Here is a 12,148-nt window from a genome sequence, read left to right as displayed (position 1 = left end):
AGGACTTATGGTGAAGGTCATGAACGACCGGCTGGTCTGGATCGACTGTGAAATGACCGGGCTCGACCTGCGGCGCGATGCGCTGATCGAGATCGCCGCCCTGGTGACCGACAGTGAGCTCAACATCCTCGACGCGGGCATCGACCTGGTGATCAAACCACCCCAGGAGGCCGTCGCGCAGATGTCGAAGGTCGTGCGCGACATGCACACGACCTCCGGACTGCTCGACGTGCTGCCCGGCGGGATCACCCTGGCCGAGGCGGAGAACCGCGTCCTCGAGTACGTCCGCACCCACGTTCCCGGGGTGAAGAAGGCCCCCTTGTGCGGCAACTCGATCGCGACCGACCGGTCCTTCCTCGCGCGCGACATGCCCGCCCTGGACGCCCACCTGCACTACCGCATGATCGACGTGTCGTCGATCAAGGAGCTGGCCCGCCGCTGGTACCCCCGGGCGTACTTCGCCAGCCCCGAGAAGAAGGGCGGTCACCGCGCCCTCGCCGACATCACCGAGAGCATCACCGAACTCCGCTACTACCGCGAGGCGATCTTCGTCCCCCAACCGGGACCCGACTCGGAGACGGCCCGCGCCATCGCGACGAATATCGGTGACCGATGAGGTCCCGAGAACCGCTACACTTCATCAAGCCGCCTCGTGCGGACATGGTGGGTGTAGCTCAGTTGGCAGAGCACCAGGTTGTGGTCCTGGGTGTCGGGGGTTCAAGTCCCCTCACTCACCCCATGATGACGGCCCCGGCGCACACGCGCCGGGGCCGTCGCCCTTTTCCGGTGCCCCACGACCTTCGTCTCCCTTCCGACACCGCCCGGCTCACGCCCCCGCGTGACCGCGTCCCCCGGAGGCAGGATGAGTTCCGACGGTCCGCTGCCGCTACGTGTCCTGGTCGTCGACGGCGACCCCGCCCTGATCTCGCTGCTGCAGGACAGCGACGAGCTCGATGTGGTGAACGAGCCCGGTGAGCCCACCGCGCCAGGAGAGGCCCTGGAGGCCGCCGAACGCCTCAGACCCGACCTGGTGATCCTCGGCCCGGAGTACGCGGCCCACGCGGCCCCTCTGAGCCGCAGAGCGCGCGTCTTCGTCGTCTGCAACGAGCCCACCGCCGCGTCGGCGGCCCTCCGCGAGGGCGCCACCGGCCACCTCACCCCCGACCGGTTCACCGCCCGCGAACTCCTCCAGGTCTTCCGCGACGCCGGCCGCGCGGACCTCGACCTGTCCGCCCGCGAGGCCGAGGTCATGGACCTGATCGCCGGCGGCCGCTCCAACGGCGAGATCGCCCGGGAGCTGTTCCTCAGCGAGAAGACGGTGAAGAACCACGTGAACCGCATCTACGGCAAGCTGAAGGTCGGCTCGCGCGCGGCCGCCATCACCCTCTGGCGGGCCGGCCGCCGGCCTCGCTGACCTGGCCTTACGGGCGGCGGATCATTCGATTCGCAACTAGGGCAAGGGGGCTGCTAGAGTTACGGACGTCGCAAGCGCCGCTAGCTCAATTGGCAGAGCAGCGGACTCTTAATCCGCGGGTTCGGGGTTCAAGTCCCTGGCGGCGCACCCGTCCTGACCTGGGCGTTCTCGGTTCCACCGGGAACGCCCAGTGTCTGTTTTGAGCCGGTTTGGCGACCGCGGTTGCTCCATGGTTGCTCGGATGCTTGATCTTGGCCCATCCATCCGCCCGGGTACCGCCGGAACGGCGCGCGCCACCACGACCGACAACCCCACCCGCGAACCCGCAGAGGATCGCCGATACGCCGTCCGCGGCGGCAAGCGACCGGCTGACGCATCACCACCTCATGCGTGACGAACCGAACACCCCCACCGCCAAGCCGCTCCCCCGGAGTGCCCGGAAAGCTCTCCTGCCTAGGACCGACAGTCGCTCCAACAGCACTGAAGGGTTCGACGGTCACAGCCTCAGCCCGACCGGCCCGGTAGCCCCGCTACCGCCGTCTGACGGAGCTTCAGCCCGGGGGTTCACGTTAACGTCTACAGGTGTGGTTATAGGTCTGTGTGATCTATCCCGCGCTTTGCACACAGGTCGGCGACGGACCCCGCGGCGTACCAACAGAACACACCACCGAGCTCAGAGCCCAGCACGGGACTACCCACAGCTGATACATCTGCATGGGTCCTCAAACACGCCTGAAGATTGTTGCTGATCTGACCGTGGGTCAACTGAGAGAATCAGGAAGACGTTGCGGCGTCGTCGATTTCAACGCGCAGCGCAACGCGCTGGCTACAGGCCCGAGTCGTCCACCGGGAGCGAACGTGTCCGCAGGTGAGGAACAAGAACGACCCGGCCATGCGGGCGGGAACGCACGCCTATGAGCGCATGATGGCTAACCCGCTTGAGGGAAGGTAACCCGCTCCGCCGCCGAAACCGCCCCCGCTCGCGCCGAAAGCTCCAGGCTCAGACGGTGGCCCGCTGATCGGCCAGGCTTGCGCTCAGTTGATCGCCAGACTGCCGGCTGCCGTCCGCGATCATGCTGTGAGCAGCACGCCTTCCTGGCCTGCTGGAAAAGGTTCAGCGCCTGGGCCGTTCTGATCCGCAGCAAGATCAGGGTCCTCATCTGTGGTGGGTCGAGACGAGGATTGCCGCCATGGTGCTCATCGAGTGGTGACCTGGGCCGTCAGCCCCGGTCGTCACCCTCCGCAGAGGAGGGCGGCTCATCGGGGCTATCTTCGTCACCGGCCGTCGGGTCGTAAGTCTCCCGGAAGACCATCTCGGTCAGCCACCGCTTAAACGCGGGGTTGCTCGCGAACTGGCTGTACAGCTCGGTGTCGGACTTGAGGAACGCCATGATCGCCCGTTGGACGGCAGCGTCGCTCTCGACCCGAGCGTTCTGTTCGTCGTTGTAACGCTGGGCGTTCATATACTGCTTGTCCTCGCGGACCTTCGCCGGGATCTCCACGGCGATCAGGTGCCGTATCCGGTCGTTGTCGGTCCAGGGGATGTTGCCAAAATGGTGGTTGAACTCCTGGAGGATGACCGAGGCGGGCTTCAACTCGGGCTCGGACCGATGTCCAATGCCCATTGGGGCGGTGGCTGTCAGCTCCGCGTCCTCGTCGCCCAGGGTCATGCTGATCGCCGTCTGTTGCTCGGCCCGGTAGCTGTCCAGGTCGACTGTCTCCAGGATGCCCCGGGACAGGTCCTCCTCGATCGGTGCGGGCAGTTTGGGGATAAGGAACGTCAGCAAGATCGACAGCTTCAGCCACTCGGGGTTGCGATAGGGAAGAATGCCCGCCAGGTAGTCATACGTGCGGACGAACGCCTTAGCCGCGCCCTTGAACTCGACCTGCTGGTCCTCGCTGTTGAGTTCCTGGTACGCGACGACGAGCTGGTCTAGGAGCACTTCTAGGCGCGAGCGGGGCTCCTTGGCCAAGAACATCTCAACGAACTGGTCGATGTCCTCACGGCCGTAGACCCCGGCTCCGTCGAGAACCGCCCGCAGATCGTGGAGTGTGTTGGGATCGACCGAATCCGCGAGCACGGTGGTCCGATACCACTGCTTGAACGACTTTTGGATGCCCTCGGCCTTGTTGTAGAAATCCAGGACCGCGACGTCATGCTTGTCCGGGTGGGCGCGGTTTAGCCGGGACAGAGTCTGCACAGCACGCACACCGGACAGCGACTTGTCGACGTACATGGTGTGCAGGAGCGGCTCATCGTAACCCGTCTGAAACTTATCCGCGCAGATCAGGATGCGGTAGGGATCCTCGCGGAAGGTCTTCTCGATGGCGCTACTCGGGAAGCCGTTGAGGCTCGCCTCCGTGACGTTCTTGCCGCCATGCTCGTACTCACCGGAGAAAGCGACGATGGCCCGGTAGGGGCTGTCCAGCTTCTTCAGGTACGCGTCGATGGCGAAGTAATAGTCCACCGCCCGCGAGATGCCGTCGGCCACTACCATGGCTCGGGCTTTGCCGCCGATCTTCCGCGGCCGGATCACATTATCCAGCAGGTGGTCGACCATGATCGACGCTTTGGTCTGGATCGCGTGGCTGTTGCCCTCGACATAACGCCGCAGCTTCTTCGCAGCCTTCTTTGCGTCGAACTCGGGATCGTCCTCGACCGACTTGACCAGCTTGTAATAGCTCTCGACCGTCGTGTAGTTCTTCAGGACGTCCAGGATGAAGCCCTCTTCGATCGCCTGCTTCATCGTGTATACGTGGAAGGGGTGGTCCAGCCCGTCCGGACCGCGGCGGCCGAAGTAGCCCAGCGTCCGGGGCTTGGGCGTGGCTGTGAACGCGTAGTAGCTGGCGTTGCCGAGCAGCTTCTGACTGTCGATGATCTTGTTGATCTTGTCCTCGGTCGTCTCCTCTTCCTCGACATCCTCGGGAGCCGTACCGAGCGCGCTGCTCATGGCGTGGGTTGTCTTGCCGCCCTGTCCGGAGTGCGCTTCGTCGATGATGATGGCGAACCGCCGGTCCCGGTGCGCGTTGCCGATGTCCTGGAGGATCACCGGGAACTTCTGGACTGTGGAGATGACGATCTTCGTGCCGTTGGCGAGGGCCTCGCGCAGGTCCTTGGACTTGTCGGCGTGCTTGACGAGCGACCGAAGCTGCGTGAACTGCTTGACTGTACGCTCAATCTGCGTATCTAGGTTGCGGCGGTCGGTCACCACGATAACGGCGTCGAAAACGGCCGAGTCATCGCCGCCGAGGTCGACCAGTTGGTGCGCCAGCCAGGCGATGGAGTTGGACTTGCCGCTACCGGCCGAGTGCTGGATCAGGTAGCGCTGACCGGTCCCGTTCTCCTCGCTGTCCTTTAGGAGTTTGCGGACGACGTCGAGTTGGTGGTAGCGGGGGAAGACCTGCCACCGCTTCGTCCTCTTGGTCTTGGGGTCCTTCTCCATCAGCCGGGCGGCGTAGTGCTCGATGATGTCTGCGAGGCTGATGGGCGACAGGATGTCCTGCCAAAGGTAAGCGGTCTTGTAGCCGTGCGGGTTGGGTGGGTTGCCGGCGCCGCCTTCCCAGCCCTTATCGAAGGGGAGGAACCAAGACTTCTTACCGGCCAGGCGCGTGCAGAACCGCACCGAGTGCTCGTCCACCGCAAAGTGCGCCAGGCAGCGGCCGTCGGCGAAGAGCAGTTCGCGTGCATCGCGCGTGTTCTTGTACTGCTCGACCGCGTCCTCCACGGTCTGCTTAGTTTGGTTGTTCTTCAGCTCGAACGTCGCCAGCGGCAGGCCATTGACGAAGATGGCCAGGTCCAGGGCCAGCTGTGTGCCGTCCTGGCAGTAGCGCAGCTGCCGGGTCACGCTCCAGCGGTTGGCGCGGTGACGCCGCTCGGCGACGGCGTTGCCCGGGGAAGGCGTCGCCCCGTAGAAGACGACCTCGTAGGCACCTGTGCTGGTGGAGTGGTTCATCCCGTTTCGCAGGAGGCCCACGACGCCGTGCTGGGTGATGTAGCCCTGGACGCGGTTGAGGAACTGCGCGCGTGTCTCGGACTGGGAATTACCGAGCTCGAACGCTGCGGCGGCCTCCGGCTGGGTCTCTTCCAGGAACGCCTGGAGTTGTTCGGTGTCGATGGCATGTCCACGGTCGTACGACCCGGGGGATCCCTCGATCCATCCGCCCGACGGCGAGGTCATGTCCGCGACGATGTCGCGTTCAAGAGCTCCCTCGCTCATGTCCGTACCGCCGTACAGCTTCGCCGTGCCGCTCACATCGACTCCTCGGCCGGGTCGTCACCATCCAGGTCAACGTTCAGCCCGTCTTGGTCGGCCTCGTGCACCGCAATCAGGCCGGGGTCGTGCGGGTGCACGTCGGGCAGTGCGGCTGCAGCGGCTCGGACGTCGAGCTTCCCGGTGACCACATCAGCGATCAGCCGGGTTTGGTATTCGCGCAGAAGGGAGATTTCACGTTCGGCGCGAGTGATTGTCGCGTTGAGTGGCTTCCACTCGCGGTCGATGTGATCGGCAATCGCACGTTGCTCATCGACGGGGCACCAAATCACGGGCACGGAACCAACCTGGCCGAGGCGCAGGTGGCCGACAGTGCTGCCGTTGGTGGCCAGGTCAATGTACGTGCGCGCGGCTGGTCCGTAGATGCTGTGGACGAGGAATCGGCTGTCGAGGACTGCGGGATCCGGACGGAGATACATCATGCGCTGCCCCATGCACAAGCCCTGCAATTCTGGGACCAAGCAAGCTTCACCGGCTGGTGCCTCACGGGTAAAAAACACGTCACCCTGCCTTGGCGCTCCTCGCTGAGTCCAAATGTCATAGTTCTTCTTATCCGTCTCAAAGGACCCCTCAAGGCGAAATTCTCCGGAGCGGATATTCGTCGTCCTCACGACCGTGTATCCACCGTCTGACACCAAGTCGGGAGTGCGATTCTTACAGTCCACAATCCGCTGGCAGAGTTGCTTGGCGCGCATGACCTCCCAATGCGCCGGAATCAGGCCGACGCCGGGAAGTCCGGATTCCTTCAGGTTCTGCGTTGTGTTCAGCCCTCGCGTCAAGGCTGCGTGGCGAATAGCCTGCTTCTGCTCGCCGAGTAGTGAGATCAGTCGCTGCTTGGCGCGGATCGCTGCTCCGACCTCTTGCTCGATATGTCGGACATACTTGACGATAGCTCGCTGTTCATCGAGGGGAGGGATTGCCAGGTAGGAGCGCGACAGGGTTGAGTAGTTGACATTCTGGCCGTCACGAATTCCAGTGATGAACAGCGTTAGCCCGGCAATAAATGGACGCGACTTGAAGAAGATGGAGAAGAAATCCCGGAAACTCGGGTCGACTGACTCCAATACGGTATAAGCCGGACTGATAATCCCTTGGTCGTGACAGAGTTCAATACCCCCCTGGAAAGAGCGAAGGCTGATGACAAAATCTCCTGGCTTTGCCAGCTTCAGCAAGTGAAGCCCTTTTTCTGCTGTGACCGTGCGTGTCGCGTATCGGTCTTTCCTGACGACGCCCATAGATTGCGTGGCTGCCAGCAGCGGTTCTTGGGGGAACCCGGTACGAGACTGTTCCTTGAAGAGTGACTTGATACGCCGAACCCGCCAATGGGCAGGCTTGGCTGTCTGCCAGGGTAGGTCTACATATTCCAGCACGTCGTATGAGATCGGCTCGACATTCACTTCGCATCACCGTCGAACAGGTCCCCGAGAAGCCCCTCGGTCTCCTTCTCCAGTGCCACGATGTCCGCCCTGATCTCCTCAAGGCTTCGTAGCACCGGCGGCTTGTAGAAGTGTCGGGTGAAACTGATCTCGTACCCCTTCTTCGTCGCACTCGCCTTGATCCACGCATCTTGTGCGTACGGAAGGACCTCGCGGCGGAAGAACGCCTCGATGCCGCCGGGCTCAAGGAGCGGTACCTGTTCTATGTCGCGCAGTTCGCTATCGGGCTCGAACTCGACGACAGCCGTCTGCGGCTTCCCCGACTTCGTCTCCTCGATCTCGTAGAGCCCGTACAGCGGCCGCTCGGCCGTACCGACCTTGTGGCGCTTGAGGATCACCGGCTCCGCGGTCTCGTCGCGCCAGCTCATGCCGCGCAGCAGGACCTTGCGGTCGGCCGGGCTGAGCATGAGGCCAAGACGACCCATCGCCACACCGGCCTGCCGTTCGAACTGGTTGTAGTCGTCGAAGATCTGCTCGCCCATGTCGTTAAGCAGCGCCATGCCGGCCTTGACCAGCTGCCCGTCCCGCTGCCATGTCTTCGCGTTCAGCAGCTTCTTGCGCGTGGACTCTTTGAGGACCGGCACGTCGGCGTCCGTCTCGTCCTCGTCGGGGCCGGTCTCGCGGGCCCACTGCTCCAGCTGCTCGCGTACCTGCTTGGAGACGCCTGCGAAGTCCGTGAACAGGTCGTCTCCGAACTTCTCATACAGCAGCTCCCGCGCCTCCGCATCGCCCGAGGCAAAGCGCAGCGCCTCCACGCGCGCCTTCGTGAACTGGCTACTCAACCGCAGCGGACGCTCCACGGTGACCTTCCAGTAGCCGAACTCCTCGTTCGGGAAGATCTTGGAGTGTTCCGTCTCAGCGAAGTCCATGAACGCCTGGGTGATGCGCTCGGTGTCGGCCGGGGACAGCTCGCAGTTCTTGCTCCCCAGGTTCTTGCGCAGTGGGGTGGACCAGCCGGTAGCGTCGATCAGCTGCACCTTGCCCTTACGAGCCTGAGACTTCCGGTTGGTGATCACCCAGATATAGGTGGCGATGCCGGTGTTGTAGAACATGTTGAGCGGCAGCGCAACGATCGCCTCGAGCCAGTCATTCTCGATGATCCAGCGCCGGATGTTGCTCTCGCCAGACCCGGCGTCTCCGGTGAAGAGAGACGAGCCGTTGTGGATCTCGGCGATTCGGCTGCCTAGCGGAGAGTTGGTCTTCATCTTCGAGACCATGTTTGCCAGGAACATCATCTGGCCGTCGCTGGAGCTGGTGACTAGGGAGGACGGCTCCGTCTCACCGTCGAAGGTGACGATGAACCGGGGGTCAGAGATGTTCGCCTTGCCGCCGAGCCGCTCCTGGTCGGCCTTCCAGCTCTTGCCGTACGGAGGGTTGGCGAGCATGAAGTCGAAGTGCTGACGGGGGAAAGCGTCGTTGGAGAGCGTGGAACACTCGGGGCCGCCCTTAATGTTGTCGGCGGCCTCGCCATCGCCCTTCAGCAACATGTCGGCCTTGCAGATGGCGTACGTCTCAGAGTTGATCTCCTGGCCATACAGCCGGGTGACGATATCCGTCGCGCCATGCTTGCTCGAGAGGTCGCGCAGAGTCTCCTCAGCAACAGTTAGCATGCCGCCGGTACCGCATGCGCCGTCGTAGAGCAGATACGTGCCGCCCTTGATCTTGTCCGCGATCGGCAGGAACATCAGCCGGGTCATGAGCTTGACCACGTCACGCGGGGTCCAGTGTTCGCCGGCCTCCTCGTTGTTCTCCTCGTTGAACCGGCGTACCAGGTTCTCGAAGATCGTTCCCATGGCGTGGTTGTCCAAGCCCGGTAGGCGGACCCGCCCATACGCATCGAGCACCGGCTCCGGGGAAAGGTTGATCTCCGGCGAGAGCAACTTGTTGATCAGCATGCCCAAGGTGTCGTTGCGAGACAACTTGGGGATCTGGTTGCGGAACTCGAAATTATCGAGGATCTCCTTGATGTTCGGTGAGAAGCCATCCAGGTACGCCTCGAAGTCACTGCGGAGCTGCTGAGCCGTAGTCCGCTTGGAAAGTTTCTGAAGAGTGAAGGGCGAGGTGTTGTAGAACGCCTCACCGGCCGCCTCCCGCAGAGGGAAATCCAGCTGCTCGGGGCGCACCAGGCCCAGGCCCCTAAGCTCCTCATGGGTACGGAGGACGGCGTCCTTGGTCTTCTCCAGAACGGCGTCGAAGCGCCTGAGCACGACCATAGGGAGGATGACGTCACGGTACTTGCCACGCACGTACACATCGCGAAGGACATCGTCCGCGATTCCCCAGATGAAGCTCTCGATGCGGCTCTGCTGCGCGCTGTACACCTGCAACCGTCTTTCCCGGGCCGTACCGGTCGCACTCAGACCGGTATGCCACGCACGTCCTCAATGATCTCGAAAAGCGTAACCGAGGGTACTGACAAGCGAGGGGTTCTGCCGCGAGCATCCGTCACGATTGAGACGCATCCTGCTCGGCCAGTCGGCCGGTCTGGGACTGGACGGGACAGATCGCGGCCCAAACCGGCCAACCGCCGCGCACGCGGGACGTGTGCCTTCGATATGTACGATCTTCGCCCAGGTACAGACCGTCGCTGATGGCCATGGCCCACGCTCTGCCTCATCAGCTCCATGACCTGACCTTGCACTGCTTGATCGGATCCGTGGGCGTGGCCAACGCAGGCGCGGCATCGTCTCAGCCACCCGACCCGTCGGAACTCGTAAGCGCGAAAGTCACCGCGGTCGCGAAGACGACCACCCCGCCGGTCAGACCGCCAGCAAGCTTTCCCTCGAGTCGAGGGATTCGTTCATGGCTGGTCAACGAAGCGGCAGCCGACCAGTACCCAGTCGGCTGCCGCGCTCGGTCAGGCTACAGCGAGTTGGCGACCATGAAGGCGCCAGCGCGGGCGGCGGCCTCCTCGGAGCTTGCGCAATCCCCCTCTGTCTGGTACTCGCCGTTCGCCGCGTTGGCGCTCCAGCACCAACCGTCGCCCTCCGGATCCCAGTAAATGTTCGCAGTGCCGCCGGCCACCTCCACCGAGACCGGGGGCCGTTGGTCGCCGGCCTTGACGACTCCGGGCCACCGGCTGCGGGCGGCCTGTCGCGTGATCCCCCATGCCTGACCCAGTTGCGGGTACGTGGTGCCATACTTCCCGGCATTCTTCGCCGCCAGGCTGGCGATCCGCTCGGCGGCCGGGCCGACCTCCCGTAGTAGCCGCAGTCTCGCCAGGTTGGTCGGCCGCTCTACCATCGCGACTTGCTCGGCGGTACGGACACGTCCGGGCTCCGGCAGCCCCTCGATCGGGGTAACCAGGTCGTTAGCGAACCCCCACACCAGGTTTCCGATGGCGTCGGTGAGTTCGTCGATCAGTTCCTCGCTCGGTTCGGTGTACGCGGGACCGGCAGGCCTAACGCTCTCAGCAGTCATAGCGACAATGCTAGTTGTCATTGACAACCAGGGTTGTCGGTTCAGTTGGATTGTCGAATGCTGATCGCTCGTCATCAGCCGGTGGGTTGACGGGCAGCTCGGTGAGGCTCGTCTCGACGGTGACCAGCGGGCTTCCGAACCAGGCGGCCCGCAGGACCTCCACCAGCTGGCAGCCGAGCTTGACGGCCGAGTGCTCGTCGTCGTGCGCGCGTTATCGTGACTCAGCAGGCGATCGCCGCCGACCAGATCACATCCGAGGCCACCGGAGCTGACGCCCGCTCAGTCTGCCAGCGTGATGGGAGCCCAGGGGTACCGACCGTCGGCCGTATGAGTCGGTTCCGTCGAATGCGAGTGCGAACTCTTACGCCTCTTTGACGCACGGAGCTGTAAAGGGCGGCAGTAACAATCCCGCTGGCGGACTCGCCAAGTCTACATGGGGGAATGCGGGCGGCACTTCCCACGAGGCTACATAGCGGAGATCTATGTCACCGTTCCCGAAGCTGGCGTCCGCGAAGGACACCGTGCCACCGACGAACCTCGCGTCCACGAAGGTGACCGCGCCATCCACGAACGCCGCATCGGCGAAGGTGACCATGCCATCTACGAATGTGGCGCGGGCAAAGCAGACCTCACCGGGGGCGAACCACACGTCGACGAAGAAGACCTCGCTGCCGGCGAACGTAGCGTCTATGAAGGAGACCACCGCGCCGCCGGCGAACCTCGCACTATCGAAGAAGACCTTGGCACCGGCGAACGTCGTGTCGAAGAAGGTGACCCTGCTTCCGCGGACGAACTCTGCTTCGCTGAAAAGCACCTTGCCGCCGGTGAACTGCGCGTGACTGAAGTCGCCGCCGTCGAAGCGGGCGCCGGTGAAGTCGAAGTCGTGCCCCTGCCAGGAGACACGGGCGTCGACGCGCAGGTGCGCAGTGATGATTGCGATGATGGCATGACGGATCTTCTGCTTGCGTCGAAACACCAGCCGCTCGGCGTCCGGAGCATCCGGACCTGGGTCAGACTCGTACGGCATGCGCACGTAGGCACACAGCACGTCGATGCACGTCTGTCTGCCATCAGTCCAGTCGTCGGCCAGGCCGGCCATCGCGTACGCCCCGGCCAGTCGCACTTCGGGCTCGCTGTGGCCAAGTTGCCCGGTCGCGGTGGCGAATCGCTCGTTGAACACCCGCACCCGGTCATCGTCCGCGCGCTGCCGCTCGTGCAGCATGCGCTGCTGCTCACGGACCTCGGCGACCTCGGCCAGGCGCTGCTTGCGGTAGTTCATCACGAGCGCGGCCAGCGCCCCTACGCCCGCCACCGTGCCCAGCACCAGCTTCAGCATCTCTAGCAGGTCACCCACAGACAGCGCCCTGTGCGCGCCCAGGTGGGGGAATCCCAACATCGCTAGCGCCACCACGGTGACCGCCGCGAGCCCAACCACAGCGCCGGTGCCAGCGATCGTTAACGCCCGACCGATCGGCCACAGACCCGCTGTTGCCTCATGCCTACGTCGAGACTCCAGCTCCCCGTCACCCTCATCGCTCATGGAGGCGACCGTACGAGTCGCCACGTCCAGCGATGGTGGCATATGAGCCCGACGTCCACATCCGGAC

The 12,148-nt window shown here is 63.8% G+C and carries 7 protein-coding genes and 2 tRNA genes; 4 read left to right on the top strand and 5 right to left on the bottom strand.

The genetic code is table 11. The features are described from left to right. Nucleotides 1–19 precede the first annotated feature (19 nt). From orn to ABD978_RS38410, 4 genes are all read left to right on the top strand, one after another. Nucleotides 20–616, top strand: coding sequence for an oligoribonuclease (gene orn, locus ABD978_RS38425; RefSeq protein ID WP_345365635.1), 597 nt, complete (start codon nt 20–22; stop codon nt 614–616). Nucleotides 617–663: 47 nt separating this feature from the next. Then, a tRNA-His gene (locus ABD978_RS38420) sits at nt 664–739 on the top strand. Nucleotides 740–862: 123 nt separating this feature from the next. Next, nucleotides 863–1,414, top strand: coding sequence for a response regulator transcription factor (locus tag ABD978_RS38415; protein ID WP_345365633.1), 552 nt, complete (start codon nt 863–865; stop codon nt 1,412–1,414). Between the two features lie 74 nt (nt 1,415–1,488). Beyond that, a tRNA-Lys gene (locus tag ABD978_RS38410) sits at nt 1,489–1,561 on the top strand. A gap of 1,073 nt (nt 1,562–2,634) precedes the next feature. Here the strand turns inward: ABD978_RS38410 and ABD978_RS38405 are convergent. The 5 genes from ABD978_RS38405 to ABD978_RS38385 form a co-directional block, all read right to left on the bottom strand. After that, nucleotides 2,635–5,667, bottom strand: coding sequence for a type I restriction endonuclease subunit R (locus ABD978_RS38405; RefSeq protein WP_345365631.1), 3,033 nt, complete (start codon nt 5,665–5,667; stop codon nt 2,635–2,637). After that, nucleotides 5,664–7,082 (bottom strand): restriction endonuclease subunit S domain-containing protein, encoded by a 1,419-nt coding sequence (locus tag ABD978_RS38400; protein WP_345365629.1) that lies wholly within the window; start codon nt 7,080–7,082, stop codon nt 5,664–5,666. Before ABD978_RS38400 ends, ABD978_RS38405 begins: the two co-directional genes overlap by 4 nt. Next, on the bottom strand, nt 7,079–9,442 hold the full coding sequence (locus ABD978_RS38395) for a type I restriction-modification system subunit M (protein WP_345365627.1): 2,364 nt from the start codon (nt 9,440–9,442) through the stop codon (nt 7,079–7,081). Before ABD978_RS38395 ends, ABD978_RS38400 begins: the two co-directional genes overlap by 4 nt. 541 nt (nt 9,443–9,983) lie before the next feature. Further along, on the bottom strand, nt 9,984–10,541 hold the full coding sequence (locus ABD978_RS38390) for a hypothetical protein (RefSeq protein ID WP_345365626.1): 558 nt from the start codon (nt 10,539–10,541) through the stop codon (nt 9,984–9,986). A gap of 361 nt (nt 10,542–10,902) precedes the next feature. After that, nucleotides 10,903–12,081 carry a hypothetical protein gene (locus tag ABD978_RS38385; RefSeq protein WP_345365624.1) on the bottom strand — a complete coding sequence of 393 codons (1,179 nt, stop codon included), beginning with the start codon at nt 12,079–12,081 and terminating at the stop codon, nt 10,903–10,905. Nucleotides 12,082–12,148: the final 67 nt, after the last annotated feature.

Source organism: Actinoallomurus liliacearum (genome assembly GCF_039542035.1).
GTDB classification, from domain to species: Bacteria; Actinomycetota; Actinomycetes; order Streptosporangiales; family Streptosporangiaceae; genus Actinoallomurus; species Actinoallomurus liliacearum.
Note: the sequence above shows the minus strand (reverse complement) of the source record. Positions and strands in the feature narration are given on the sequence as shown.

Bases quoted from the DNA above. Each gene is read 5' to 3' on its own strand.
- ABD978_RS38390 (WP_345365626.1), bottom strand. From the start codon at position 10,541: ATGACTGCTGAGAGCGTTAGGCCTGCCGGTCCCGCGTACACCGAACCG.
- orn (WP_345365635.1), top strand. From the start codon at position 20: ATGAACGACCGGCTGGTCTGGATCGACTGTGAAATGACCGGGCTCGAC.
- ABD978_RS38385 (WP_345365624.1), bottom strand. From the start codon at position 12,081: ATGAGCGATGAGGGTGACGGGGAGCTGGAGTCTCGACGTAGGCATGAG.
- ABD978_RS38415 (WP_345365633.1), top strand. From the start codon at position 863: ATGAGTTCCGACGGTCCGCTGCCGCTACGTGTCCTGGTCGTCGACGGC.